The organism is Pseudomonas abietaniphila, assembly GCF_039697315.1.
Lineage (GTDB): Bacteria > Pseudomonadota > Gammaproteobacteria > Pseudomonadales > Pseudomonadaceae > Aquipseudomonas > Aquipseudomonas abietaniphila_B.
This window is the reverse complement of record NZ_CP155619.1, coordinates 6,199,382-6,225,301: the sequence shown is the minus strand read 5'-3', so window position 1 is coordinate 6,225,301 and position 25,920 is coordinate 6,199,382. Positions and strand designations below refer to the sequence as shown.

The window sequence follows — 25,920 nt, the reverse complement described above, 5'->3', positions numbered from 1 at the left end:
CAGCCCATCGGAACCTGTGATCGTGCACAACAGCAGAAACCGCTTTTACTTCAATCATGTCGGTATTCCCCTGCTCCTGGCGCTGGTGCTGTTCGTCAGCGTCGACCTGACGGGGCTCGACGTCAGGTTCAGCGACTGGATCTACAACACCAGCACACACGCTTTCCCGCTGCAGCACAGCAAACTGTTCGAGACCATCACGCACAAGTGGGCCAGGATCATCCCGAACTGGACAGGTGAAGCGGCAATCATCGGAGCGCTCCTCTCGTTTCTGTGGCCGCGTTTCAGGGCAGAGAAGCATGCCCGGATGATGGCTTGGCTGGAGAAGGTCCGCATCGCCCCCGCGTTGCGTTTTCTCACCCGCCACCGGCGCGACCTGTTATTCGTGGTGTTGTCGTTCTCCATCACGACCGGCGCGATCCACTATTTCAAAAGCCACACCAGCATCTACTGCCCGGTGGAAACCACGTTGTATGGCGGGACCGAGCAGCAGAAAGAGTGGTACGAGAACTTCAACCTGCTGCACGATGCCGGTAAAGGCCGCTGCTGGCCGGGTGGTCATGCCTCTGGCGGCTTCACGATGCTGGCGTTGTTTTTCGTTGCGCGCCGTTACCGTTGGCGCCACGCTCGCAAGGTGCTGGCATTCTCGCTGATCCTGGGGACCGTTTATGGAACAACACGCGTGTTTCAGGGCTGGCACTTCATGTCGCACACCCCCTGGGCGGGCATCATCGTATGGTTCTCGATGTTCCTCACGGCCATGGTCTTCTATGGGCGGGCCCGGCTGGATCCCTCGGTGGCGTTGCATCCAGAGCCAACGCTGAACGCTACACCGATACCGACCGTGGCGTCCCCAGCGCAACGGTAAAGCAACACCCGGCCGGCTCCCGGCTGGTCAATGTCACGGTCCAGTGCTGATTGACGCATATCCGCTGGACCAGTGACAAACCCAATCCCAGCCCTTCCCCACGCTGCTCGTCACCCCGCACGAAGGGTTGAAACATGGCCTGCTGCTTCTCCGGTGGAATACCGATACCGCTGTCCTCGACACTGAAACCCTGATCGGTCAGGGTCAGGCGGATGAAGCCGTGATCGGTGTAATGCCAGGCGTTGCGCAAGAGGTTGCCCATGACCGAGCGCAGCAGAGCAGCGTTGTACAGCCCGCATCCAGCGGTCCCCGAGGTGTCAATGGACGACACGCAGATGAACTGCAGCCCCTTTTCTTCGATCGGTTGGCGCCACACCTCGATCAACTCCTCGGCCATCCGGGAAATGGTCGAACCCTGCCCCTCAGGCGTACGTTTGCCTTCCGTGCGTGCCAGCAGCAGGAATGTCTCGACCAGTTGGTTCATGCCTGCGGTCGCCTTGCTGATGCGCTGCACCTGAGTGCGCGAGCGGTCGTCGAGCCCGGGGTAGTCCAGCAACAGCTCGCAGGAGGTGGCGAGCACCATCAGCGGCGTGCGCAATTCATGACTCACGTCGCTGGTGAACAGTTTTTCCCGCCCCAACGCAGCACGCAGCCGGCCGAGCGTTTCGTCAAAGGATTTCGCCAGCGCGCCGACTTCGTCCCGCGCGTAATCGTCTGCCAGGGTCGGTGCCATTTCGAGCAGTTGATCCCGGTGCCGGACCTGCCCGGCCAGACGTGACACCGGCGCCATGACCCGCGAAGCAAGCAAGCGTCCGAGCAGCACCGCGAGCATGACACTGAGGATGAACCCCACCAACACCACCGCGAACAGAATGCGTTCGCGCTTCTCGAATTTGCGCTGGTCGCGGAGCAAAACGTAACGTCGCTCACCGATAGACTCGACCATGGCGTAATAGGCTTTCTTGCCCCGAAAGAACTCCTGAAAGCCTGGCTTCAGGTCTTTCAGATCATCACTCATCGCCACGTCACCCACGCCGTCGTCGGCATAGAACAACTCGTCTTTATCCGGACGATGACGCCAGTCCTCGATGCGGTCCTGCTTGAGCAGACGATGCAGGTTGCCGCCCAGGCTAATGGTGGTGAGCCGCGTCTCGACAATGTGTACGGTGGCGATAATGCCGAGCGCAAACACGCCCGCCACTAATGCGCTCATCAGGGCAAAGACAATCACGATCCGTTGTTTAAGGCTGTGTTTGATATCCATCAGTTTTCGTACATATCCGTGCCGTCGCTCGCACTACTGCTAGTCGGCGCACATTATCGGGGGCGTTATGTCATGGTTTCGTTAATTGGCTGCCGGCGCGTTCGACAGCCCGCTGACGCCCGCAGGTCGCGGGCACGTTTGTACGTAAGGAAGAGGTCAATGAAGCGGTCACGGGGTCGTTGCGTCGAGATTGACGAGACGCCTACACCGTTTTGACGATTTTTTCTCATTCCCGACATTAATTTGCCACTCCCTCTCATGCGCTAATGATTCGCATTGAGCGGATTGGCTCTACACTCCTTGCTGGATGCTTTAACGGATCGACCCCTCTACCACCCTGCTCGGGAATCCTCACAATGACATTTCACAGACCCACTTTTTTCAAAGCCGCATTGCTCGTTGCCATGACCTGCTCCAGCGCAGGCGCCTGGGCTGACGACGGCCTTGTCGTGTACAACGCCCAGCACGAAGGATTGACCAAAGCCTGGGTCGAGGGGTTCACGAAAGAGACAGGCATCAAGGTCACATTGCGCAACGGCGATGACACCGAGATGGCGAACCAGATCGTTCAGGAAGGTAAGGCATCCCCGGCCGATGTCTTCCTGACCGAAAACTCCCCCTCGATGGTGCTCGTCGACGGCGCCGGTCTGTTCGCCCCGATCGCACCGACGACCCTGTCACAAGTCGCCTCGGCTTACCGCCCGGCCCACGGCAACTGGGTCGGCATCGCGGCGCGCTCGACGGTGTTCGTCTACAACAAGGACAAACTGACCCAGGACCAACTGCCCAAGTCGATCCTCGATCTGGCTGAGCCAAGCTGGAAAGGTCGCTGGGCTGCTTCGCCTGCCGGCGCGGACTTCCAGGCCATCGTGGGCGGGATGCTGGCGCTGAAAGGCGAAGCGACAACCCTGCAGTGGCTCAAAGGCATGAAAGCCAACTTCACGGCTTATCGTGGCAACAGCGCTGTACTCAAAGCAGTCAACGCCGGTCAGATCGACAGCGGCGTGATCTTTCACTACTACAGCTTCGTCGATCAGTCCAAGACCGGCGAAAACAGCAAGAACACCTCCCTGCACTACTTCAAGCACAAGGACCCAGGCGCGTTCGTGAGCATTTCCGGTGGCGGTGTGTTGGCCTCCAGCAAGCATCAGGAGCAGGCGCAGGCGTTCATCAAATGGATCACCGGCAAGGAAGGCCAGGCAGTGCTCAAGGATGGCAAATCCTTTGAATACGCGGTCGGCCAGGGCGCGGCCTCCAACGCCCAGCTGACGCCACTGGCCGAACTCGATGCGCCCGCGGTTGACGCGTCGAAACTGGACAGTAAAAAGGTCGTGGACTTGATGACCCAGGCGGGACTGCTCTGACTGTGCAACTGGAACGTATGTCCCCACCGGCAAACACGCCCGTGACCGGTTCTGCGCCTGCGTCGATTTCGCGCAGGCGCAAACAGGGGCGGCATTTTGCTGCCTGGATTACCGGCAGTTCATGGGTCATCTCGCTGCTGGCGCTCCTGCCCTTGGGTTTTGTGATTTACATCGCGATTCAAAGCGGCTGGGACAGCATCGTCCAGCTGGTGTTTCGACCCCGGGTCGCCGAGCTTTTGCTCCACACGCTGATGCTGGTGCTGATCACCTTGCCGCTGTGCATCGCGCTGTCTCTGGCGGTGGCCTGGCTGACGGAACGCAGCGATTTGCCGGGACGTCGGCTGTGGTCTCTGCTCGCCACCGCGCCCATCGCTGTGCCGGCCTTCGTCCACAGCTATGCGTGGGTCAGTCTGGTGCCCTCGCTGCACGGATTACCGGGCGCAGTGCTGGTGTCCGTGCTGGCGTACTTTCCCTTTCTTTACCTGCCCATCGCCGCGACCTTGCGGCGACTGGATCCCGCCATTGAGGACGTGGGCCAATCATTGGGACTTAAACCGCTGGCGGTGTTTCTGCGCATCGTGTTGCCGCAACTGCGGCTGGCGATCTGCGGAGGTTCGCTGCTGATAGGACTGCACCTGCTCGCGGAGTACGGCCTGTTCGCGATGATTCGTTTCGACACCTTCACCACGGCGATTTTCGACCAGTTCCAGTCGTCTTTTAACGGCCCCGCCGCGAACATGCTCGCCGGTGTGCTGGCGCTGCTGTGTCTGTTGTTGCTGACGCTGGAGTCGGCCGCCCGAGGCAACGCGCGTTACGCCCGTGTGGGATCAGGCAGCGCACGCCAACCGCAGCTGTGGCCGTTGTCGAAAACGGCCACCGTGCTGTGCCTGCTGTTGCCGATCAGCCTGTCTCTTCTGGCGCTGGGCGTGCCGCTCATTACCTTGGCGAGCTGGCTGATCGCCGGTGGCAGCGAGGTCTGGCAGCAGGACGGGTTGCTCGACGCCGTGCAACAAACCCTGATGCTGGCGTCCGTCGGTGCGGTGCTGATCACGGCCGCTGCGTTCCCCATTGCCTGGCTGTCGATTCGCGCGCCAAGTCGGTTCAACCGGCTGATGGAAAGCTGCAACTACATCACCAGTTCGTTACCGGGCATCGTGGTAGCGCTGGCGCTGGTGACCATCACCATCAAGGTAGCACGACCAATTTATCAGACCGTGATCACTGTGCTGCTGGCCTATCTGCTCATGTTCCTGCCGCGCGCCCTGGTAAGCCTGCGCGCTGGCATTGCCCAGGCACCGGTCGAGCTGGAGAACATGGCCCGCAGCCTCGGCCGCACACCCACGCAGGCCCTCTGGCTAATCACCCTGCGCCTGGCCGCGCCGGGTGCAGCAGCCGGCGCCGCACTGGTGTTTCTGGCCATCACCAACGAGCTGACCGCCACCCTGCTTCTCTCGCCAAGTGGCACACGCACACTGGCAACCGGGTTCTGGGCCATGACCAGTGAGATCGACTACGCGGCCGCCGCCCCGTATGCCCTGATCATGGTCCTGCTGTCGTTACCGCTCACCGCCCTTCTCTATCACCAATCCAAACGCACGGCAGGCCGATGAACGCTCTTGAGCTGCACGCACTTTATAAATCCTTCGGTAATGTCCGGGCGCTGGACAACGTCAGCCTGTCGATTCCTGCGGGCAGTCGCACCGCCATCGTCGGTCCTTCGGGGTCAGGCAAGACCACGTTATTGCGGATGATCGCGGGCTTTGAGTTCCCGGACCGTGGACGCATTGCCTTGCAGGGCGACTGGCTGGTCGATGAAACCCGCGCGGTTCCGGCGCACCTGCGCAACATCGGCTACGTACCGCAGGATGGTGCGCTGTTCCCGCACCTGTCGGTGGCGGCCAACATCGGTTTCGGCCTGACGGGTGATCGCGCGTTCCGACGCCGACGCATTGCCGAGTTACTGGAGATGGTCTCGCTCGATGAGTCGATGGGCGAACGCTGGCCACACGAACTGTCGGGCGGTCAGCAGCAGCGGGTCGCGCTGGCCCGAGCGCTGGCGCAAAACCCCGGCATCATGCTCCTCGACGAGCCGTTTTCGGCGCTCGATACCGGCCTGCGCAGCAGCATGCGCAAGGCGGTCAGCAAACTGTTGTCGGACGCGGGCATCACCACGATTCTGGTGACCCACGACCAGGCAGAGGCGCTGTCATTTGCCGATCAACTGGCGGTCATGCGTCAAGGCAAGCTGGTGCAGGCAGGGTCCCCCATGGCGTTGTATCGCCATCCCGTCGACGAGGAAACGGCCGTGTTTCTGGGCGAAGCGATCATTCTGCCTGCATGGGTCGAGGGCGATATCGCCACCTGCGAACTGGGCTCGGTGCCGGTCCTCAAACCCCGCCGACAGGGTGCCGCGCAAATTCTGCTGCGCCCTGAGCAACTGACCGTCGTCACCCACGATGCCGCCGAGACGGGGCCCTACAGTGTCGGGCGCGTGACGGACATCGACTTTACCGGCAGCTCGTGCATCCTGACGTTGGAACTTGCCGCCAGAACGACCGCCGGCGGTGAACAGATCCCCCATCGCACGCTGAATGTGCGCAACCCCGGCATCAACATTCCACCCCTTGGCAGTACCGTGAGGCTGTCTACGGCAGGCGAGGCCCATGTGCTGTGATGGGTGTCATCACACCCTGACCGGGCGCATCACCAGCATCACCACCGCACACGCCGCCATCAGCACGCACGTGACAATGAACACGATCGGCATGCCGAAATGGCCGCCCAGATAACCACCGGTCAGCGGCCCAAGCACCTGACCGACGTATTGGCTTGAGGTGGAATAACCCAACATGCGGCCGGCCACGATGTCCGGCACCGAGTGACGAATGATCGCGGCGATGCACGGCAGCAGACCGCCCAACGCGATCCCCATGAGAAAGCGCAGCACCACCAGTTGCCATTCGTTGCTGACGAATGCCTGCGGGATGAGCAGCACGGCCGCTACGCTGAGGCATCCGACCACCACCTTCCAATGGCCGATTCGGTCCGCCAGCTTGCCGATGCGCGACGCCGACAAGACGCTGGCCAAGGCCGTCGCGGACATCACCACGCCCGCCATCAGCGTTACGTTCTTGGTGTGCAACTGGATCAGGTAGACCGTGATGATGGGCTCGATGGACATGATCGAGAACATCACCAGGCACGCCACCACAAACATCGTGATGACGGGCTTTTTATCCGGAATCACATCCCATGCCCGCACCGTCACAGGCTTGGGTGCTCCAGCGGCGCGTTTGCGACGCGGCGTTTCCTTCATCAGAAACAAGGTGGCGAGAAAGGTCAGGAAGATCACGCCGCCCGCCAGAAAGAACGTGTTGCGTATGCCGATCAGCGGCGGCAGGAGCCCGCCAATCAAGGGGCCGGTCAAATTGCCCGCCATGATCCCCGACGACAGCATGCCGAGCGCCCAGCCGGAGCGCTCCTTGGGTGTCTGGGTCGCCACCAGAATTGTCGCCCCCGACGCGTACCCGCCCAACAAACCGGCCAGCAGGCGCAACCCCACCAACTGGTAAATGTTTTCCGCCAGGCCAATCAGCGACATCGCAATGGCCATCCCGAGGCTTGCCCGGATCAACATCAACTTGCGGCCGTAGCGATCGCCCAACCGCCCCCAGAGCGGCGCTGTGAGGGCCGCTGACAGAAACGTCGCACCGAACGCCACGCCCGACCATTGCACGATGGCCGCAGGATCGCTGACACCCAGATGCTCGACGTACAGTGGCAAGAACGGCAGCAACAGCGTCATGGCGACAATCGTGGTGAACGCACCGAGAACGCAAACCGCCAGGTTGCGTTTCCAGTACTGCTCAGCGATGGGTTGATCCGCTGCAAACGGTTGTGCAGTGGCGGATGGCGGCTGAACGCTCATGTCAGGTCCTCTGGCGTGTTGTCCGCCTACAGTAGAGGGCTGATCTCCATAAATAAAATTCATGTTTTTTATAGTATGGATTCCGTATAGGAATGTAGTCGCTCAGTAACGTCGCCCGGATGCCATTGATGCGCTTTCTGATCGTTTCACTTTCGTGACCCGCAAATTTTTCACAGCGCCTTCACCGTCGCTCCACCTCCTGATCTTTAAGTTGGCGCTCATCGCATGCTCGGGTCGAGTGTGCGCTCGCACTCCCCGTCTTCACGCGTACAACGGTAATCAGGTAACACCCATGTCCAACTTTTCAATCGGATCGCTCGGGCTGTTCAAACGAGGAAGAAATCGTTCACGTCGGTGGGTCATCCTCGGCATCGTGCTGATGGTCACCATGACAACGGGGTTCATTGTGTGGCCAATGTCGCCAGCCATCCTGGATCTGAGGAACCCGCGCTCACTGGGCGTCATCAGCCTGATGGAGCATTGGCGCCAGGGCGATGTGATCGTCCTGGTGCGGCACGCCGAACGTTGCGACCGTTCCAGCAATGCATGTCTGGGCCCGGCCGACGGGATCACCCGGCTTGGCAGTACGCAGTCACAGCAGCTGGGCCGTTCCTATGCAGGATGGGGACTGGGTAACACGGACATCATGCACAGCCCGATTACCCGAACCGCACAGACCGCGCAGTTCATGTTTGATGCACCCTCCGTCAGCCAACAATGGCTGGCAGATTGCGGAAAGACCATGCGTGACGATGCGCTCTCCCACAAACAGGCCCGGCGCAATCTGATTCTGGTCACCCACAGCGGCTGTATCAGTGACTTTGAAAAACAGACGGGCTTTAAACACGCGGCTTCCAGCGAGTACGACAGTTCGTTGTTTGTATGGGTGACCCCTCAGGGAAAAATAAACGTACTGGGGGTCGCGAACATGCCTGACTGGCCGACGACACCGTCAGTGAGCCTCAACCGCTGATACTGCCGTTGGCGAGCTCGCACCGACCGCCTACACTGCGCCCACACAGCGCAGGTATGACGGAAGGTCAATGGACAAGTTGCTCGCCTTGAAGATGTTCGTGGAGACCGTCGACGCCAAAGGCTTTTCAGCCGCGGCCCGGCAATTGGGCATGGCGACGTCCAGTGTGACGCGCATGATCGATTCCCTCGAAGCCGAGCTGGGAACGGTGCTGTTCAACCGCTCGACCCGCCAGGTCACGGTGTCCGACGCAGGCGCTGCCTACTACTCGCGCGCACGCAAGATTCTCGAAGACGTGGCGGACGCCGATGCGACCGTGATGGACAGCGACGACGAGCCTTCGGGCCCTTTGCGCATCTCGGTGCCGACCGCTTTCGGACGGACCATCATCGCGCCGCAGCTGGGTGTATTGATGAGTCGCTACCCTCGGCTGGAACTGGACATCACCCTCACCGACACCATCGTTGACCTGTTCAGCGAGCGTATCGACCTGTCGATTCGACTGGGCTCCGCTGCGCCCATGGACGGCGTGGTCAGCCGCCCGGTCGGGACGTTTCGACGACGGGTGATCGCCAGCGCTGGCTACCTCGAGCAGCACGGCAAGCCCCAGACACCGGCTGAGCTCTCCAACCACGACTGCCTGCGCTTCAATTTCGGCAATCCTCAGCAAGCCTGGACCTTTCTCTCGATCGACGGAGAGACCCGCGTCTCCGTCAACGGTCGCTTCAAAAGCAACAACGCCGAAGTGCTGCGCGAACTGGCGCTGGCAGGCACCGGCATCGCCCTGCTCCCCGACTGGCTGATCGACCAGGACCTCGAGGCCGGACGGCTGGTCGAGCTGTTCGAAAACAGCCCGGCCTACCCGGACAACGCCAAAGGCGAAATCTCGGCGTTGTACCTGCCCAACCATCGTGGCTCTAAGCGGGTGAAGGCGTTTATTGCGTTTATGCAGGAGATGATGTCGAGCTGATCGCTCTTGCACCCGGCGCAACACCCTTTTGCGCACGCGGCGGATTCTCCGAACACCGCAGCAGGCCTAGTGTGGTGGCATTGAACCCGCCAGGAGCGCAGCCCCATGAACGACTCATCTCCCCATCAATCACCCGCGCCTGCGCGCAAAGCGTTGGTCATCGGCGGATCACTGGGCGGGTTGTTCGCGGCGACAGCGTTGCGCGCGATTGGCTGGCAGGTCGAGGTATTCGAACGCTCGCCCGCAGCCCTGGACAGTCGGGGCGGCGGCATCGTGCTGCAACCTGACGTGTTGAGGGCCTTCGATTTCGCCGGTATCCAGCACACCCAAGCGCTGGGTGTGCGCTCCCGGCACCGGGTCTTCCTGGATGCTGCTGGCAAGATCCGTCACAACCAGTTGATGCCTCAGACACAGACGTCCTGGAACACCCTTTACGCGGCGCTGATGTCGGGTCTGCCGAGCGAGCATTACCACCGTGGGGCGACCCTGATCGACGTTCGGCAAGACGACCACGGTGTCACCGCCACCTTCGAAGGCGGCAAGCAGGCACAAGGCGATTTACTGATTGGCGCGGATGGCGGGCACTCCACGGTCCGCAGCCTCGTGCTGCCGGATATGCAACCCGACTACTCGGGTTATCTGGTGTGGCGCGGGCTGGTGGACGAACGTGATCTACCGGACCAGACCAGGGCCCTGCTCTACGAAAATTTCGTGTTTCAGCAAAGCCCCGAGTCGCTGATGTTGACGTACATGGTCCCCGGCGCGGACGGTTCAACCCGGGTTGGCGAACGCCGGTTCAACTGGCTCTGGTACCTGAAAGCCGCGCCCGGCGCCGAGCTGGACGCCGCGTTGACTGATCATGCCGGGCGCCGGCGGCCGCATTCCGTGCCGCCGGGTGCCATGGCGCCCGCACAGGAAGCCGCCTTCCGGGCGCTGGCCAAGGGACGCATCAATCCCGCGTTTCTTGAACTGATTTGCCTCACCCCGGACATTTTCGTGCAGTCAATCCTGGACCTTAAAGTCCCTCGCATGGTGTTTGACCGGGTGTTGCTGACGGGCGATGCCGCGTTCATTCCAAGGCCACACACCGCAGGAAGCACGGCCAAAGCGGCGTCCAATGCGGTTGCCTTGGCCCAGGCACTCAACCATCAACCTGACGTGCGCAAGGCCCTTGATACGTGGCAACACGATCAATTACGCAACGGCGCGCAGATGGTCGACTGGGGCATCTCGATGGGCAACCGGATCATGGGGATCGATCCACTTCCCACACGGTGACGCGTGCGGTGAACATTCGTCAGCGCCCCGCCCTCGCGGGGCATTTTTTTGCCTGTCTGGAAAGGGCGTCTGAACCGTCAGCATTGCGCAAAACGCGATGCACCGTTGCGCCGTCGACCGATTCTCCCGCCGCGCCCTAACGCCTACCGTAGAGCCATCGACTACCCCCCTTCAAGACTGCGAGGCAACCATCATGAAACTCTTTACCCCCATCAAGCTCGGCAACCTGACGCTCAACCATCGCGTGGCCATGGCCCCGCTCACCCGCTCCCGTGCCGGTCAACCCGGCAACGTACCGACCCCGATGAACGTCGAGTATTACCGCCAGCGCGCCTCCGCAGCGTTGATCGTCACCGAAGCCACGCAGATTTCGCAGCAGGGCCAGGGTTATGCCTGGACACCCGGCATCCACAGCGCTGAACAGGTGGCGGGCTGGAAACAAGTCAGTGACGCGGTGCATGCCGAGGGCGGGCGGATCTTTCTGCAGTTGTGGCATGTCGGCCGCGTCTCGCACCCCGTGTTTCAACCTGAGGGCGGGTTGCCCGTAGCGCCAAGCGCCCTGCCGGTTCCGGGCAAAACCTTCATCATCGATGACCACGGCAATGGTGTCTGGGGCGATGTCCCGGTCCCGCAAGCCCTGACCGTCAAAGGCATTCAAGCGATCATCGAGGACTACCGCGTCGCCGCACGTAACGCGCTGCTGGCAGGGATGGACGGTGTCGAGATTCACGCCGGCAACGGCTATCTGCTGGATCAGTTCATCAACTCGGCGAGTAATCGCCGCACCGATGAATACGGCGGTTCCCTTGAAAAGCGCGCACGACTGGTCCTGGAGGTCACTCGCGCAGTCGTTGAAGAGGTCGGGGCAGATCGCGTGGCCGTGCGACTGACGCCGATGGGACGCTTCATGGGCATGGGCGATGAAACCCCGGAAGAAACCTTCAGCTACATCGTGCGCCAGCTCGACACGTTGAACCTTGCCTACCTGCATCTGGTGGAACCGGCCATGGTCGGCACCGTGCGCGACGAGCAATTCGATCCACGCTGGGACGCCATCATTGAGCGCCTGCGCAGCGAGTTCAAAGGCGTCCTGATGCTGGCGGGCGGTTACGACCTGAAGACCGCCGAACGCGCCTTGCAGCAAGGCCGCGCCGACCTGATCGCCTTCGGCCGCCCCTTCATTGCCAACCCCGACCTGCCAGCGCGCCTGCAAGGGAACCACCCGCTGAATCCGGCCGACGGCAACAGCTTTTTCGGCGGTGATGCACGCGGCTACATCGACTACCCGGCCCTGGTTTGAACGCCCCTATCGCTCTGGAGGAACCCGGCATGAGCACTGCAACCCTGCATTATCTGTATGACCCGTTCTGCGGTTGGTGTTACGGCGCGGCGCCGATGATCAGCGCCGCCCTGAGCGTCCCCGGGGTTCATATTGAGCCACATGGCATTGGCATGCTTTCGGGCGACAAGCGCCGCACCATGTCCCCCGAATGGCGAGACTTCGTTCGCCCGCATGAAACGCGCATCACGTTCTACAGCAAACAGACGTTTGGCGATGCTTACGTCAAGGGGCTTCAAGAACGCGACGACGTGGTGCTCGATTCCTCGCTGCCGATCGCCGCGATGCTGGCCGCCGAAGCGCTGTCGGGACGCGGGGTGGAGATGCTCAAGCGTTTGCAGGTCGCGTATTACCAGGAAGGTCGCGCGATTGCCGATATTGCCGTCATCGTCGACGTGGCCGAAGTGCTGGGTTATGACCCACAAACGTTCGAAAGCCGACTCCTGGCGCTGCTCGATGACGGTATCGAACAGCATCTGGAAAGCAGTCAGGCCGTCATGCAACGCATCGGCGCGCAAGGCGTCCCGGCGTTTGCCCTGGAGATCGACGGTCGGTGGGAGGTGTTGGCATTCGGGCATTACTTGAGCCGCCCGGAGCTGTTTCGCAAGGACCTCGAAGCGCGGGTGAGCCGCGCGGCGTAGCGGCCCGGCTTGCAGACGGTGGCGCTCCTGAGAGCGCTCTCGCCGGCAAGCCAGACAGCTAAGACAATCGAATCACGGCTTGTCCTGCGCGTGCAGCGCGGCCTGTTCGATCAGCGCAGCGACTTCCTTGGGATGCGACTCGTACACCGCATGACTCGCACCGTCGATTTCGATGGTGTGGGCGTTGGCGCGCTTGGCGTACATGCGTTCAAGGTCCGGGTTGATGATCCGATCTGCTTTGGCCACTGCGTACCAACTGGGCTTGGTCTTCCAGGCGGCCACCGTGGCGGGCGTGGTGAACACAGAGGCTGACGTCAGGAATTGCGAATTGGCTTCGAACTCTGCCTGAGCCTTGGGCAAGTCAGCAGCGAAATCGGCAGGGTAAAACGCCGGATCGAGGTACAGGAAGCCGTCGTGGGTCTTCTTCACCGCCTTGGTGGCATTGGGATAAAGCTTGCCGTTCGCCGCTTCGGTTTCACCGACATCCAGCGCGTGGGCGGCGATATACACCAATCCGGCAACGTGCGCGTCCTCACCCGCATTGGAAATCACCGCACCGCCATAGCTGTGCCCGACCAAAATGGTCGGACCGTCCTGCATCGCCAGAATGCGTTTGACGGCTGTGACGTCATCATTGAAAGACGTCAGCGGATGCGCAGCGACCGAGACGTGATAGCCGTCCTTGACCAGAATGTCGTACACCGGCTTCCAGCCAGCACCATTCACGAATGCGCCATGCACCAGCACGATGTTGTGGACCGGCGCAGCCGATGCCGCACTCGCCATACCGACCGAGGTCAGGGCGAATGTGGCGATCACCAACGCTGCGCGAAGTTTGCTCTGTTTCAAAGGACGGGTTTTCATAAAGTCAGTGTCTCGAACAGGGGAAGTGTGAACACGTGATGCATTCAGTGAATGTCCCTTGCAAGACGCGCTTGATCCGCTTTTATTCCGTCGCGTTAAAAAATAATGCCCGGCGTAAGTTATCCCTCTCGGAACAGGCAACAGGTGTTTTACCGAAAGCAAAGCACCGGTTCCTGCGCATCATCAAACGTGATGACGCCTATCGACAGACAGCATTTCTACGCGAACCGATGCCCTCCCTAAAATGACGCCATCAGCAAGCTTTCCCGATGTGGCCGCTTGCACTGTCGCTTGGTTGGAGCCCGCCATGAAATACGCACTGTTTGCCGCTTTGTCGATGTTCAGTCTGTTTGCGTCGGCCAACGATACGGCCGGCCAGACCGGGGCCTCAGCGGCCAAGGACGTTCAGTACGACTACACGCAGGACCTGGACATCGCCAAGGTGGTGCGAATCAGCACTGCTAACTCGGCGACCAACGCATGCGGCCCGGTCAAGGCTCAAATGGAATACGTGGACAGTAAAGGCGTCTCGCACAGACTTGAGTACACCCGGTTGGGTGATGAATGTGATAACGGGTAAACGGTTATTGATCGGCGCATCGAGGACTCATGTTCAGTGATACGCACTTTGTCGACGCCTGTCACCGAGCGGTCCTCCGGCCAGCGCTCTGTGTCGGCGCTCGTGAGCAAATCAGGTTAGAGTAGAGCGCGTGGCTCCACGGCTCTGAAAGGTCTTGGCTGTGGGCGCTTCCCATTCACTTGCATGAAGGAAGTCCCGCGTGAATCAACCGTCTCACCCAGCGAACATTGCCGAATTGATCGTCGACGCCATGCGCAACGGTCAGAAAATCACCGAGATTCGCCCTGAATACGTGCCCGCCGATGCTGCCAGCGCCTATACCTTGCAGCGGGAAATCCTGCGCCTGCGTGAGACGACCGTTGGCGGTTGGAAAGTCGGTTCAAAATCCACTCACGGCGGCCCCATCAACGGTGCGCTGCTGCCCGACGACGGCCTGTTTGCCAGTGGCAGTCAGGTGGAATGCGTCGACTACCCGTCGCCGATTCTGGAGCTGGAAATCGCCTTCCGCCTGAACCGTGAATTCGCCCCTCGCGAGCAGCCGTACGCTGACGAAGAAATACTGGGCAGCATCGGCTCCATGGGCGCGACCATCGAAGTGGTGTCGAGTCGTTTTGCCGCATGGCCGAAGATCGAACCGCTGCTGGCACTCGGCGATCTGCTGAACCATGGCGCGTTGATCGTCGGCGAATTTGTCCCGTACGACGCCAGCTTTCCCTTCGTCGAGCCTGCACTGACCTTTACCTTCGCCGATGAGGACATCGTTCCAGGTGACGGCGCGAACCCTGCCGGCGACCCTCGCCGCTTGCTGCCATGGCTGGTCAATCACCACACGCAAAACGGCCAGACTGTGACGCCGGACCTGGTGATCACGACGGGCTCGTACACCGGCATGTACCTGACCAAAGGACCGGGCTTGGCGGTGGGTGAAATTCGCGGACTGCCGCCGGTTTCGGTGGAGTTGATCTGACGGGCAGCGCTCCCAATCGCCGATCAATCAGCGGTACACGTCCATTGTGGAGTGAGCTGGCTCAGGAAAGCGTCGGTCAATTCGATACCGGTCTATCGTCTGGCCGCAAGTCTTCGTGAGCAGCTCGCTACCACAGAGGAAACGTTTTGCTCAATGTCGCGAACCCAAGGCCGATTCACCCCTGCTTCCAATACCCTGGCCGGTTGTACACCTCTTTGAGAAACGCAATGAAAAACCGCACCTTCGCCGGGAGGTAATGTTGCTGCGGGTACACGCCTTGAATGTCGTAACTGGGCAGCGCGAATTCATCCAGTACCGTCACCAGTGCGCCACTGTCGATTTCGTTCTGGATTTCCCACGTTGAACGCCAGCACAGGCCGAGGCCGCGCTTGGCCCAGTCGTACAGCAACTCGCCGTCGTTGCAGTACAGATTCCCGGCCACCTTGACCGCCACCTGTTTGCCGTCGCGCAGAAATGTCCAGCCACGATGCTGTCCGCCCTGAAGGTTGAATGACAGGCAGTTGTGCTCGGCCAGGTCCTCCAGCGCCTGTGGAAACCCGTGTTTGACGAAGTATTGCGGTGAGCCGCACACCACCCGTTTGTTGGCGAACAGCTTGATGGCCACGTAGTTGGGGTCGAGCACTTCGCCGATGCGAATGCTCATGTCATACCCCTCCCGCACCAGATCGACCACGTTGTCCGTGAGGTTGAAGGACAGCTGCAGGTCCGGAAAGCGTGCCTGGAATTCCGGCGCATGGGGTGCCACATGCTGACGCCCGAAACCTGCCGGGGCCGACACCACCAGGTGCCCGCGCACACTGCTTTCGTTTTCGCTGATGCTTGCGTCGAGCTCTTCGAATGACTGCAGCACCTGCTTGGCGTTTTCCAGATAGGAATCCCCCGCGTCGGTCAGGGTAAGGCCACGCGTTGACCGGTGAATCAGCTTCACCCCCAGTCGATCCTCCAGTGCACTGAGTCGCCTTCCCATGATGACCGGGGTCACGCCTTCGACCAGCGCGGCAGCGGCAAAGCTGCCGTGGGTGGCAACCAGCACGTAGCTGCGCAGCTCTGTGTAACGATCCATTCGATACTCCTGATACCGACAGAATTGCCAAAAGCAGCCATTCACAAAAACTTCAATTCAAATCACGCTGCTGACGTACAAAAACTAAAGAACTACGTACAAAAACTATCGAGTTCAGGAGACTAACAAATGACCATCATGAGAGCCATCGAAGCCGCCGTTCTGGTGATGCGTCGCGAAGGGGTCGATACCGCGTTCGGTATCCCCGGCGCTGCCATCAACCCTTTGTACGCCGCATTCAAGAAACTCGGCGGCATCGATCACGTGCTGGCGCGTCACGTCGAAGGCGCCTCGCACATGGCCGAGGGTTACACCCGTGCAATCGCGGGCAACATCGGTGTCTGCATCGGGACGTCCGGCCCTGCCGGTACTGACATGATCACCGGCCTCTACTCCGCGTCTGCCGACTCGATTCCGATCCTCTGCATCACCGGGCAAGCGCCCCGTGCCCGCATGCACAAGGAAGATTTCCAGGCGGTCGACATCGCCAGCATCGCTGCGCCGGTCGCCAAGTGGGCGACCACGGTCATGGAGCCGGGCCAGGTGCCTTACGTGTTCCAGAAAGCCTTCCAGTTGATGCGCAGCGGTCGTCCTGGCCCGGTGTTGATCGACCTGCCGTTCGACGTGCAGATGGCTGAAATCGAATTCGACATTGATGCCTACGAACCGCTGCCGGTCATCAAACCCCAAGCCAGTCGCAATCAGATCGAAAAAGCGCTGGCCATGCTCAACGCCTCCGAACGCCCGTTGATCGTCGCCGGTGGTGGCATCATCAACGCCGATGCATCGGACGCGCTGGTGGAGTTCGCCGAACTGACCGGCATCCCGGTGATCCCGACCCTGATGGGCTGGGGCACGATTCCGGACGACCACCCGCAGATGGCAGGCATGGTCGGTCTGCAGACCTCACACCGCTACGGCAACGCCACGATGCTGGAATCGGACATGGTGCTCGGCATCGGTAACCGCTGGGCGAACCGCCACACCGGCACCGTCTCGGTGTACAGCGAAGGCCGCAAGTTCATCCACATTGATATCGAACCGACGCAAATCGGCCGGGTACTGATGCCGGACCTGGGCATCGTCTCGGACGCAGGCGCCGCCCTTGCGATGTTCCTTGAAGTGGCCCGCGAATGGCACACCGCTGGCAAGCTGAAAGACCGCAGCAGCTGGCTCGCCAGTTGCCAGGAACGCAAGCGCACGATGCAGCGAAAGACGCACTACGACAACATCCCGGTCAAGCCGCAACGTGTTTACGAAGAGATGAACCAGTACTTCGGCAAGGACACCTGCTACGTCAGCACCATCGGCCTGTCGCAGATCGCCGGCGCGCAATTCCTGCACGTCTACAAGCCGCGTCACTGGATCAACTGCGGCCAGGCAGGCCCGCTCGGCTGGACCATTCCGGCCGCGCTGGGCGTGGCGAAAGCCGATCCGAGCCGCAAGGTCGTTGCGTTGTCTGGCGACTATGACTTCCAGTTCATGATTGAAGAACTGGCCGTCGGCGCGCAGTTCAAGCTGCCGTACATCCACGTTGTGGTGAACAACTCGTACCTGGGCCTGATCCGCCAGGCACAGCGCAACTTCGACATCGATTACTGCGTGCAACTGGCGTTCGACAACATCAACGCACCGGAGCTGGAAGGCTATGGCGTCGACCATGTAGCGGTCGCCGAAGGCCTGGGTTGCAAGGCGATCAGGGTCAGCGATCCGGCGCATATTCAGGCGGCACTCGCCGAAGCGTCGAGCCTGATGCAGCAGTACAGCGTTCCGGTGGTCGTCGAGGTCATTCTGGAACGTGTGACCAACATCGCGATGGGCACCGAGATCAACGCGATCAACGAATTCGAATCGCTGGCCGAACACCGCGACGATGCCCCGACTGCCATCAGCCTGCTGGACTGATTGACGCCCCCAAAACAAGAGCGAGAACAAGGAGCCCACCATGCCCCGTTTATGCGCCAACCTGTCCATGCTCTTCACCGAGCTGGACTTTCTGCAACGCTTCGAAGCCGCCGCCAACGCGGGCTTCAGCGGTGTCGAGTACCTGTTTCCGTATGACTTCAGCTCCGCGCAGATCAAGGCCGAGCTGGATGCGAACGGCCTGACCCAAGTGCTGTTCAACCTGCCCGCCGGAGACTGGGCCAAAGGCGAGCGTGGCATTGCCTGCCATCCCGACCGGGTCGAAGAGTTCTATGCCGGCGTCGATCTGGCGATTGCTTACGCCAAAGTGTTGGGCAATACCCAGGTCAACTGCCTGGCGGGGATCAAGCCACAAGGTTTCGACGACGCGCTGATCGAGAAGACCTTCGTCGACAACCTCAAGTACGCGGCGGACAAGCTACAGGCTCAGGGCATCGACCTGGTCATGGAAATGATCAACACCCTCGACATTCCGGGTTTCTACCTCAACACCACGGCGCAGGCGCTGGACATCCGCGAGAAAGTCGGCAGCCGCAACCTGTCGTTGCAGTACGACATTTATCACATGCAGATCATGGAGGGCGATCTGGCCCGGACCATGGAAAAGCACCTGCCGGTGATTCGCCATGTGCAACTGGCGGACAACCCCGGCCGCCACGAACCCGGCACCGGCGAGATCAACTACGGCTTTCTGTTCGGGCACCTGGACAAGCTCGGTTATCGCGGCTGGATCGGTTGCGAGTACAAGCCGCTGACCACCACCGAAGCAGGCCTTGGGTGGCTGAAAACCCATAATTTGGTCTGAACAGGCTCGCCGTTCCAATAACAACGCGAATCCCGTAGGAGCGTGGCTTGTCCCGCGATCTGCTGCAAAGCAGCAGTAAAACCTCATCGTGCGGTGTACCAGACGCACACCATGAGCTGATTTTACGACCGGTTCCCGGTCGATCGCGGGACAAGCCACGCTTCTACAGGAGACCGCATCAGGCATAAACAAGAGGAACATCTCATGGCTAACATCGGATTCATCGGCACCGGCATCATGGGTCTGCCAATGGCAGAAAACCTGCAAAAAGCAGGTCATCAACTGTTTCTGTCCAAGCACTTCATCGCACCGCCCGCCTCGCTGGTCGAAGGCGGCGCAACGGTATTGAGCAACCCGCGTGAAGTGGCGCAGGAAGCCGAACTCATCATCGTCATGCTGCCTGATACCCCACAGGTCAACGATGTGCTGTTCGGCGAGAACGGCCTGAGCGAAGGCACCGGCGCCGGCAAAGTCGTGATCGACATGAGCTCGATTTCGCCGTCGGCCACGAAAGCCTTCGCCACCCGGATCAACGCCACCGGCGCGCAATACCTCGACGCACCGGTGTCCGGTGGTGAAGTCGGCGCCAAGGCCGCGACGCTGAGCATCATGGTCGGCGGCAACCAAGGCACCTTCGATCGCGCGCTGCCGTTGTTTCAGACCATGGGCAAGAACATCACCCTGGTCGGTGGCAATGGCGACGGCCAGACCGCCAAGGTCGCCAACCAGATCATCGTTGCCCTGAACATTCAGGCGGTCGCCGAAGCCCTGCTGTTCGCTTCAAAGAACGGTGCGGATCCGGCCAAGGTGCGTGAAGCGCTGATGGGTGGCTTTGCGTCGTCGAAGATCCTCGAAGTGCACGGCGAGCGCATGATCAAAGGCACTTTCAACCCGGGTTTCCGGATTGCCCTGCATCAGAAGGACCTGAACCTGGCGCTGGAAGGCGCACGTGAACTGGGGCTGAACCTGCCCAACACCGCCAATGCACAGCAGGTGTTCAGCACCTGTGCGGCACTGGGTGGCAGCGGTTGGGACCATTCGGGCCTGATCAAGGGCCTGGAACACATGTCGAACTTCTCGATCCGTGGCGACCACACGCCTGATTGATTATAAGCAGGCACGAAAAAGCCAGGCACCCTTGCGGACTGCCTGGCTTTTTTTGTCGTGGCTAAAGCATCAGAACACGTTGATCGGGTAGTCGGCGATCAAACGGAATTCGTTCACGTCGCCCTCGGCCTGATCGCTGTTCGCGCGGTGGAACGCCTGACGCATACGCAACGACAAGTCCTTCGCAGGACCCGACTGGACCACATACTTGGCCTCGACGTTAATCTCGTGGTGCTTACCGTCGTCACCATACCCATAGTTGACGTAGGTGCTATTGGACGGCATGTGCGAACCGTCGATGTCATCACCGGTGATATAGCGCGCCATGAAGCTTAAACCCGGTACGCCATAAGTCGCCATATTCAGGTCATAGCGCGCCTGCCAGGATTTCTCACCCGGACCGTTGAAGTCGGAATATTGGACCGAGTTCGCCAGGAAGATCGAGTCCGCGGTATCGCCGGGGCCGTTAATCCCGAACGCCACATAGTCGAACGGTGTATCACCGTGAACTTTCTGGTAAGCCAGGGTTATGGTATGGGCTGTCAGGAAGGAATAAGCAGCGGCCAGCGACCAGGTCGTGTTACTGATATCGCCTGCTTTGGCGGAGCCGGCATCGTTGGTGCGATAGATATTGAAGTCGAAATTAACCGACTGATCACCCGTGATGGCCTGGGTATAGTTGATATTGCCGTAGTACTGGTCCCAGACGTCCTGGAGATTGGAGCCATACAGGCTCGCCGTCAGGTTATCGTTGAACGTGTACTTGCCGCCGGCATAGTCAATGCTCGATGCCGTGACGCCCGCATACGACGCATAAATATCGTGATCGTGGTTAGTGGTGACCGGCCCGTTACCGCCGGTGAAGTGACCGCCGTCCAGCTCGAGCCCGGCGATGTCGCTGCTCAACAGGTTAAAACCGGTAGCCGTCTGCGGGAACAGGCGCGAGCCCCCGGCGGCGAATACCGGCGCCGTCGGCATCAGATCACCGTAGCGCAGCTCTGTCTTGGAGATACGCATCTTGATCGCACCGCCTGCGGTGCCATATTCGTCTTCAGGCTCGCCGTGGCGATCGACCGGCAAGTTACCCGTGCCTGCTGTGCCTGCGCCGCCATCCAGCTTGATGCCCCAGTAACCGTAAGCATCAACCCCGAAGCCGACCGTGCCCTGGGTGAATCCCGAACTGAAATTGCCCAGCACGCCTTGCGTCCAGTCTTTACGGTCGCCGCCGCCGTTTTTGCCATCCCGGTTGAAATAATAGTTCTTCAGGTGGACGGTCAGGCTGCTGTCTTCGACGAACCCCTTGGCCTCCGATTGATCACTGACAACCCCTGCCGTTGCCAGTTGACTCACGCCCAGCGAAACCGCAAGCGTCATGAGGTTCCATTTCACAAACGTCATTATTATCCCCTGTCTCAATTAAGGCCCAACGTTCCGCAACCCCTAAGATAAGGGGCATCCTCCTGAGTTCAGGCGAAGTTTGAAACGGTGGAATATAGGCTATGGCAGATGGGCTAAATACATCGAGTCCGTATTGAAATCCACGGTCAATCTACGGGCTTCAAGCCCATTTCTTTATTGTTTCCTGAAGCGCCAAACGCTTCGTTTTTGTGTCAGGTGTGCTCCCCGGACCGAAAAACTTTTAGCATTTTTCCGCCCAGCGGTTCAGAAACGAGTCGTGATAGTCACTATCGATCTTCGTAATAGTTGAAATCATCGATCCGGTGTTACCGTTGTCGGCGATGAAGCACACGACTCAACTGCCTGGTGACTCCGCAGCATCAGGCAATCGAATCTTGCTCCACTTCATCATTCCTTTGGTAAGACTTTTTTAGCCACCTCACGTCTGTGCGGTGGCTTTTTTTATTAAATAATTTTTCATCTAATCCGCACTATCCGGTTCATTCAACCGGCGCGACACTGCGAGCGACTAGAATAACTTTCGCTGATAACTTGCAGAATCAGGCAAGTTCCACTCGATCAAACAGCCCGGCGAAGTTTACTGACAAAACCGGCAATCCTTTCACACGCCTCGGCCAGTTGCTCATCGCTCAAGGTGAACGACAACCGCACAAACCCCTGCGCGGGCTCACCAAACGCTGCCGCATCGAGTACGGACACACCGGTTTCGCGAAACAGCCGCCAGGCGAAATCCAGCGAACCGAGCCCGGTTCCGCGCACATCCACCAGCACGAACATACCGGCATCCGGCGCCAAGACTGCCAGCCCTGGGCAATCGCTCAAGCGCCCCACCACCAGATCCCGACGACGCCGATAGGTCTCGCGCATCACGCGTGTGACCGGCTCATGGGCCTTCACTGCGGCGAGCGCGCCTTGCATCACAAATCCCGGCAAGCCATACAGCATGCTCAACGCCAGGGTTTCAGCGTGGCCGATCAGTTCGGCATCGGCGACCATCCAGCCAATCCGCCACCCGGTCATGGCGTGAGACTTGGACAGACTGCCAACGACCACACAACGCTTTTCCATCCCCGGCAAGCTGGCGAGGCTTAGATGTTCGCGCTCATAGCACAGACTCTCGTAGACCTCATCGACCACCACCCACAGGTCATGGGCGATGGCCAGGTCGGCAATGAACTGCAATTCCTGCCGATCCAGCACGACGCCGGTGGGGTTGTTGGGGTTGGACAGAAAGATGGCGCGGGTGCGCGATGTAATGGCGCTTCTCAACGTCGCTTCACGCACACGAAAGCCATCTTCGGGAAGGCATGTCGCGCGCACCAGTGTGGCGCCCGATGCTTTGAGCGTCGCTTCATACGTGACGTACATCGGATCGAGGACGACCACTTCATCCCCCGCCTGTAAAAGACACATCGAAGCCATGAACAACGCATTCTGTGCGCCAGCCACCGTAATGACGTTGTCCGCCAGCACGCACCGCCCGAGTCGTTGCGAATAGCGCTCGGCAATGGCCTGCCGCAGTTCCGGTCGGCCGGCAATGTCGGCGTAGTGGGTGTCACCGGCACGTAACGCGTCGATGGCCGCCTGCGTGATGAAATCAGGCGTGGCGAAATCGGGGTCGCCAATGCTCAGGATGATCACATCGGCGCCGTCGCGCTGGGCGTTGAAGGCTTCATGATGAATATCCCAGGCAGCTACGCCATGGCCGGAAATTCGCTCGACGAAGGGAGAAAAACGCATGACAGGTCCTTTTTATGCGGAAAAACGGTCGTAGCGGGCCCGCCCCGACCTGAAAGAAACCCACGATAGTTTCAAACCGCGAACGCGCGCAACGCAGGACGTTGGCATTCGCCCCTTCGCAGAACCGGGCCGAGCCTCCAAGCTTCCCTCGACAGCACGCACCAACAACGTCATCGGCCGTCGACCCATGCGTCCAGCACCCACCGGTACGGCTCAGTTCAGGAAAAAAACTATCGCGCTCATAGAAAAAGCTAGCTGCCTCCGGTATCTGCCCGGTGTATAAGGTGCGCAAATGATAGCTCTCTAATATCACCACTGAATCGGGGTTCGTTACGGATATGTTTAAGCAGCTCACGATTGCAAAACGCCTGGGCCTGGGCTTTGGTCTGGTCCTGGCGCTGATGATTCTGGTCACACTCGTCGGCGTCCAACGCGTCGGCCTGATCGAGTCGACCCTGACAGACGTCAGCGAAGACGCAACCGTCAAACAGCGCTATGCAATCAACTTCCGCGGCAGCGTCCATGACCGGGCAATCGCGATTCGCGACGCCGTGCTGGTGCGCGATGAGCAGGGACTGGCCACCTACCTGCGCGACATCGACCGCCTGAACGCGCTGTATCAGGCCTCGGCAGCACCCATGGACCAGATCTACCAGACCAAGAGCGCGAGCGCACAGGAACAGGCATTACTCGGCAGCATCAAGGCCATCGAACGCAGCGCCCTGACCGCAACCGACAAGGCGCTGCGCTTGCGTCAGCAGGGTGACATCGAAGGGGCGCAGTCCGTGCTGATGGCCGAAGTGGCGGGCGCCTACAAGGAATGGCTGAACCGTATCAATGCACTGATCGATCTCGAAGAGACGTCCATCGGCGAGCACATTGGCTTCGTCCGTGTGACGGCCGCGCATTTCGCCTCGTTGATGCTGGTGTCGACCGGTATCGCCGTGTTGCTGGGCATCATCGCGTCGCTGCTGATCATTCGCAGCATTAAATCGACACTCGGCGCCGAGCCCCATGAGGTCGCGACGTCGATTCGTCGCCTGGCCGCAGGCGAACTGACCGACCGGATCGACACGCCCTTCCCCGACAGTGTGATGGGCGCACTGAAAACCACCAACGCGCACTTGTCGGCCACCATCCATCAGGTGCGTGCCGCCGCGATGGAGCTGATGGGCTCGTCGTCTCAACTGCGCGCCAGCTCCGACAGTAACAGCGAGCAAATGCGCCTGCAGGCCAGCGAGACGGAGCACATGGCCGCCGCGATCAACCAGATGGCGAGCACCGTCAAGGAAGTCGCAGGCTATGCCGTGAAAGCCGCCAACGCGACACAGACTGCCGATCATGAAGTCGAACACGGCAAGCGCATGGTCGAGAACACTGCGCAGGCCATGCACGCGCTCGCCGAAAAACTGGAAACCGCCGCCGATTCGGTGACTCAGGTCTCCAGTGACAGCCAGGCCATCGAGACCATTGTTGCGGTGATCAACTCCATTGCTGAGCGCACCAACCTGCTGGCCCTTAATGCGGCCATCGAGGCTGCTCGTGCCGGCGAGGCCGGCCGGGGGTTTGCCGTGGTGGCTGATGAAGTTCGCTCGCTTGCGACACGCACCCAGGAATCCACGCAAGAAATCCGCAACATGGTGGGCCAGTTGCAGAGTGGCGCGGGCAAGACCGCCGATCTGATGCGTGAAAGCCGCGAGATGGCGCAGCGGACGGTGGCGCAGACTCAGGAAGCGCAAACATCCTTGGTGAAAATTCGCCATGAAGTCGGCGCGCTCAACGACATGAACGCCCAGATCGCCAGTGCCGCGGCACAGCAGGGCGTGGCGGCGGAAGACGTCAGCCACAACATCAACCGCATCCACGACTCGGCACTGGAAACCGCCGTGGGGTCCAATCAGGTGGCACGCTCGAGTCGCGAGCTGTCGAATCTGGCAGATGTGCTGACCGAGCGCGTGAGTTTTTTCAAGATCTGAGCCCCAACGTCCACCGAAGGATTGCATCCTGCGCGACGCAATCCTTCACGCGCGCCGGGTGTCCCGGCTGATGGCGCAAAATTCCTTCGCAACCTACCGAATAAGTTCTCCTGCTGGCGTGTTCATTACTCAACACTCTCAGGGATCTTTCATGAACAGCACGATTTCGGGCCTCCCCACCCGGTCTTCCCAGCGATACGACCGTCTGACGCGCAGCTTCCACTGGGCGACTGCGGCCGTGGTGATCTTCATGTTCGCCAGCGCACATCTCTGGGAAACCTTGGCCAAAGGCACGCCCATGCGCAAGGGTCTGCAGTCGGTTCACATCTCGCTGGGCATCGCCATGGCGGTGCTGATCGTCGCCCGCATTGCCTGGCGACTGTTCGGCGGAAACCGTCCTGCTTCGGACACCCATCCGGCTGTCAATATTGCGGCCAAAGTCGGCCATGGCTGTCTATACCTGTTATTGGTGGCGCAAGTGGTGCTGGGCTTTCTGCTTCGGTGGGCGCAGGGTGAGCCGTTCAATTTTTTCGGTGTGTTCCCGATCCCCGCCCCGTTCCTCGTCGATCATGAGTGGCGCGGCACGCTGGGCGGCCTGCACGACAACGTGGCGTGGGCGATCATTCTGCTGGCGGGCCTGCATGCCGGTGCGGCGCTGTGGCACCACTACATCGTCGGCGATAGCACATTGCGCCGCATGCTGGGGCCGCAACGCGGCAGCATGCGAGGTTGATCATTGAATTCACCGGGAATAAACCGGCTCGATTGAACGTTTAATACCTGACTGCCCTTTCTTGATCGGATCGTTACGGAGCATGACCCCCATGAAG

General features: G+C 60.3%; 21 protein-coding genes and 2 pseudogenes. 17 read left to right on the top strand and 6 right to left on the bottom strand.

What is annotated here, in order from left to right; translation table 11 throughout:
* Positions 1–19: 19 nt before the first annotated feature.
* A complete protein-coding gene (locus ABDX87_RS27500; protein ID WP_346833635.1) occupies positions 20–868 on the top strand; it encodes a phosphatase PAP2 family protein in 849 nt (282 codons plus the stop codon).
* On the opposite strand, the gene ABDX87_RS27495 is transcribed toward ABDX87_RS27500, so the two are convergent.
* Positions 828–2,132, bottom strand: coding sequence for a sensor histidine kinase (locus ABDX87_RS27495; protein WP_346830726.1), 1,305 nt, complete (start codon positions 2,130–2,132; stop codon positions 828–830). The two genes, ABDX87_RS27500 and ABDX87_RS27495, sit on opposite strands and share 41 nt — an antisense overlap.
* Positions 2,133–2,488: 356 nt before the next feature.
* Between ABDX87_RS27495 and ABDX87_RS27490 the strand changes: the two genes are divergently transcribed.
* The 3 genes from ABDX87_RS27490 to ABDX87_RS27480 are packed head-to-tail and all read left to right on the top strand — an operon-like array spanning position 2,489 to position 6,170.
* Positions 2,489–3,496, top strand: a complete 1,008-nt coding sequence (locus tag ABDX87_RS27490; protein WP_346830725.1) for an iron ABC transporter substrate-binding protein — start codon at positions 2,489–2,491, stop codon at positions 3,494–3,496.
* A 17-nt stretch (positions 3,497–3,513) separates the two neighbouring features.
* On the top strand, positions 3,514–5,106 hold the full coding sequence (locus ABDX87_RS27485) for an ABC transporter permease (RefSeq protein ID WP_346830724.1): 1,593 nt from the start codon (positions 3,514–3,516) through the stop codon (positions 5,104–5,106).
* On the top strand, positions 5,103–6,170 hold the full coding sequence (locus ABDX87_RS27480; protein WP_346830723.1) for an ABC transporter ATP-binding protein: 1,068 nt from the start codon (positions 5,103–5,105) through the stop codon (positions 6,168–6,170). The genes ABDX87_RS27485 and ABDX87_RS27480 overlap by 4 nt, the downstream gene beginning before the upstream one ends.
* Before the next feature lie 9 nt (positions 6,171–6,179).
* Here the strand turns inward: ABDX87_RS27480 and ABDX87_RS27475 are convergent, their stop codons facing one another.
* Complete coding sequence (locus ABDX87_RS27475) at positions 6,180–7,424, bottom strand: MFS transporter (protein WP_346830722.1); 1,245 nt, start codon at positions 7,422–7,424, stop codon at positions 6,180–6,182.
* Positions 7,425–7,716: 292 nt separating this feature from the next.
* On the opposite strand from ABDX87_RS27475, the gene ABDX87_RS27470 reads away from it, so the two are divergent.
* From ABDX87_RS27470 to ABDX87_RS27450, 5 genes are all read left to right on the top strand, one after another.
* Positions 7,717–8,397 carry a histidine phosphatase family protein gene (locus ABDX87_RS27470; protein ID WP_346830721.1) on the top strand — a complete coding sequence of 227 codons (681 nt, stop codon included), beginning with the start codon at positions 7,717–7,719 and terminating at the stop codon, positions 8,395–8,397.
* A 70-nt stretch (positions 8,398–8,467) separates the two neighbouring features.
* Positions 8,468–9,367: a LysR family transcriptional regulator gene (locus ABDX87_RS27465; protein ID WP_346830720.1), complete on the top strand. Its 900-nt coding sequence runs from the start codon at positions 8,468–8,470 to the stop codon at positions 9,365–9,367.
* Positions 9,368–9,472: 105 nt separating this feature from the next.
* The gene (locus ABDX87_RS27460; RefSeq protein WP_346830719.1) at positions 9,473–10,645 is read left to right on the top strand and encodes an FAD binding domain-containing protein; all 1,173 of its coding nucleotides are present in this window, start codon (positions 9,473–9,475) and stop codon (positions 10,643–10,645) included.
* 193 nt (positions 10,646–10,838) lie between these two features.
* The gene (locus ABDX87_RS27455; RefSeq protein ID WP_346830718.1) at positions 10,839–11,945 is read left to right on the top strand and encodes an alkene reductase; all 1,107 of its coding nucleotides are present in this window, start codon (positions 10,839–10,841) and stop codon (positions 11,943–11,945) included.
* Between the two features lie 29 nt (positions 11,946–11,974).
* Positions 11,975–12,625, top strand: coding sequence for a DsbA family protein (locus tag ABDX87_RS27450; RefSeq protein WP_346830717.1), 651 nt, complete (start codon positions 11,975–11,977; stop codon positions 12,623–12,625).
* A gap of 72 nt (positions 12,626–12,697) precedes the next feature.
* On the opposite strand, the gene ABDX87_RS27445 is transcribed toward ABDX87_RS27450, so the two are convergent.
* Positions 12,698–13,489, bottom strand: coding sequence for an alpha/beta fold hydrolase (locus tag ABDX87_RS27445; protein ID WP_346830716.1), 792 nt, complete (start codon positions 13,487–13,489; stop codon positions 12,698–12,700).
* A gap of 307 nt (positions 13,490–13,796) precedes the next feature.
* Here ABDX87_RS27445 and ABDX87_RS27440 point away from each other — a divergent pair, with 307 nt between their 5' ends.
* Positions 13,797–14,069 carry a DUF2790 domain-containing protein gene (locus ABDX87_RS27440; protein ID WP_346830715.1) on the top strand — a complete coding sequence of 91 codons (273 nt, stop codon included), beginning with the start codon at positions 13,797–13,799 and terminating at the stop codon, positions 14,067–14,069.
* 199 nt (positions 14,070–14,268) lie between these two features.
* Entirely contained in the window at positions 14,269–15,036 is a 768-nt protein-coding gene (locus ABDX87_RS27435) for a 2-keto-4-pentenoate hydratase (RefSeq protein WP_346830714.1), read from the top strand.
* A 175-nt stretch (positions 15,037–15,211) separates the two neighbouring features.
* On the opposite strand, the gene ABDX87_RS27430 is transcribed toward ABDX87_RS27435, so the two are convergent.
* Entirely contained in the window at positions 15,212–16,120 is a 909-nt protein-coding gene (locus ABDX87_RS27430) for a LysR family transcriptional regulator (protein ID WP_346830713.1), read from the bottom strand.
* A gap of 129 nt (positions 16,121–16,249) precedes the next feature.
* Between ABDX87_RS27430 and gcl the strand changes: the two genes are divergently transcribed.
* The 3 genes from gcl to ABDX87_RS27415 all read left to right on the top strand — a co-directional run bounded on the left by gcl (position 16,250) and on the right by ABDX87_RS27415 (position 19,955).
* Positions 16,250–18,025: a glyoxylate carboligase gene (gcl, locus tag ABDX87_RS27425; protein WP_346830712.1), complete on the top strand. Its 1,776-nt coding sequence runs from the start codon at positions 16,250–16,252 to the stop codon at positions 18,023–18,025.
* 40 nt (positions 18,026–18,065) lie between these two features.
* The gene (hyi, locus tag ABDX87_RS27420) at positions 18,066–18,848 is read left to right on the top strand and encodes a hydroxypyruvate isomerase (RefSeq protein ID WP_346830711.1); all 783 of its coding nucleotides are present in this window, start codon (positions 18,066–18,068) and stop codon (positions 18,846–18,848) included.
* A 204-nt stretch (positions 18,849–19,052) separates the two neighbouring features.
* A complete protein-coding gene (locus ABDX87_RS27415; protein ID WP_346830710.1) occupies positions 19,053–19,955 on the top strand; it encodes a 2-hydroxy-3-oxopropionate reductase in 903 nt (300 codons plus the stop codon).
* 69 nt (positions 19,956–20,024) lie between these two features.
* On the opposite strand, the gene ABDX87_RS27410 is transcribed toward ABDX87_RS27415, so the two are convergent.
* Together ABDX87_RS27410 and ABDX87_RS27405 are read right to left on the bottom strand one after the other, a co-directional pair.
* On the bottom strand, positions 20,025–21,353 hold the full coding sequence (locus ABDX87_RS27410; RefSeq protein ID WP_346830709.1) for an OprD family porin: 1,329 nt from the start codon (positions 21,351–21,353) through the stop codon (positions 20,025–20,027).
* Between the two features lie 594 nt (positions 21,354–21,947).
* Positions 21,948–23,114: pseudogene (locus ABDX87_RS27405) on the bottom strand (pyridoxal phosphate-dependent aminotransferase); the annotation flags it as partial.
* A 338-nt stretch (positions 23,115–23,452) separates the two neighbouring features.
* On the opposite strand from ABDX87_RS27405, the pseudogene ABDX87_RS29375 reads away from it, so the two are divergent.
* From ABDX87_RS29375 to ABDX87_RS27395, 3 genes and pseudogenes are all read left to right on the top strand, one after another.
* Positions 23,453–23,914, top strand: a pseudogene (locus ABDX87_RS29375) (MCP four helix bundle domain-containing protein); the annotation flags it as partial.
* Positions 23,906–25,090 (top strand): methyl-accepting chemotaxis protein, encoded by a 1,185-nt coding sequence (locus tag ABDX87_RS27400; RefSeq protein WP_431061288.1) that lies wholly within the window; start codon positions 23,906–23,908, stop codon positions 25,088–25,090. The pseudogene ABDX87_RS29375 and the gene ABDX87_RS27400, both read left to right, overlap by 9 nt.
* Before the next feature lie 151 nt (positions 25,091–25,241).
* Entirely contained in the window at positions 25,242–25,823 is a 582-nt protein-coding gene (locus ABDX87_RS27395; RefSeq protein ID WP_346830707.1) for a cytochrome b, read from the top strand.
* Positions 25,824–25,920: the final 97 nt, after the last annotated feature.

What these genes read in the sequence shown, in the direction of transcription:
- ABDX87_RS27495 (WP_346830726.1), bottom strand. Translation starts at nt 2,132, where the DNA reads ATGGATATCAAACACAGCCTTAAACAACGGATCGTGATTGTCTTTGCC.
- ABDX87_RS27490 (WP_346830725.1), top strand. Translation starts at nt 2,489, where the DNA reads ATGACATTTCACAGACCCACTTTTTTCAAAGCCGCATTGCTCGTTGCC.
- ABDX87_RS27485 (WP_346830724.1), top strand. Translation starts at nt 3,514, where the DNA reads ATGTCCCCACCGGCAAACACGCCCGTGACCGGTTCTGCGCCTGCGTCG.
- ABDX87_RS27480 (WP_346830723.1), top strand. Translation starts at nt 5,103, where the DNA reads ATGAACGCTCTTGAGCTGCACGCACTTTATAAATCCTTCGGTAATGTC.
- ABDX87_RS27475 (WP_346830722.1), bottom strand. Translation starts at nt 7,424, where the DNA reads ATGAGCGTTCAGCCGCCATCCGCCACTGCACAACCGTTTGCAGCGGAT.
- ABDX87_RS27470 (WP_346830721.1), top strand. Translation starts at nt 7,717, where the DNA reads ATGTCCAACTTTTCAATCGGATCGCTCGGGCTGTTCAAACGAGGAAGA.
- ABDX87_RS27465 (WP_346830720.1), top strand. Translation starts at nt 8,468, where the DNA reads ATGGACAAGTTGCTCGCCTTGAAGATGTTCGTGGAGACCGTCGACGCC.
- ABDX87_RS27460 (WP_346830719.1), top strand. Translation starts at nt 9,473, where the DNA reads ATGAACGACTCATCTCCCCATCAATCACCCGCGCCTGCGCGCAAAGCG.
- ABDX87_RS27455 (WP_346830718.1), top strand. Translation starts at nt 10,839, where the DNA reads ATGAAACTCTTTACCCCCATCAAGCTCGGCAACCTGACGCTCAACCAT.
- ABDX87_RS27450 (WP_346830717.1), top strand. Translation starts at nt 11,975, where the DNA reads ATGAGCACTGCAACCCTGCATTATCTGTATGACCCGTTCTGCGGTTGG.
- ABDX87_RS27445 (WP_346830716.1), bottom strand. Translation starts at nt 13,489, where the DNA reads ATGAAAACCCGTCCTTTGAAACAGAGCAAACTTCGCGCAGCGTTGGTG.
- ABDX87_RS27440 (WP_346830715.1), top strand. Translation starts at nt 13,797, where the DNA reads ATGAAATACGCACTGTTTGCCGCTTTGTCGATGTTCAGTCTGTTTGCG.
- ABDX87_RS27430 (WP_346830713.1), bottom strand. Translation starts at nt 16,120, where the DNA reads ATGGATCGTTACACAGAGCTGCGCAGCTACGTGCTGGTTGCCACCCAC.
- gcl (WP_346830712.1), top strand. Translation starts at nt 16,250, where the DNA reads ATGACCATCATGAGAGCCATCGAAGCCGCCGTTCTGGTGATGCGTCGC.
- hyi (WP_346830711.1), top strand. Translation starts at nt 18,066, where the DNA reads ATGCCCCGTTTATGCGCCAACCTGTCCATGCTCTTCACCGAGCTGGAC.
- ABDX87_RS27415 (WP_346830710.1), top strand. Translation starts at nt 19,053, where the DNA reads ATGGCTAACATCGGATTCATCGGCACCGGCATCATGGGTCTGCCAATG.
- ABDX87_RS27410 (WP_346830709.1), bottom strand. Translation starts at nt 21,353, where the DNA reads ATGACGTTTGTGAAATGGAACCTCATGACGCTTGCGGTTTCGCTGGGC.
- ABDX87_RS27400 (WP_431061288.1), top strand. Translation starts at nt 23,906, where the DNA reads ATGGCCGAAGTGGCGGGCGCCTACAAGGAATGGCTGAACCGTATCAAT.
- ABDX87_RS27395 (WP_346830707.1), top strand. Translation starts at nt 25,242, where the DNA reads ATGAACAGCACGATTTCGGGCCTCCCCACCCGGTCTTCCCAGCGATAC.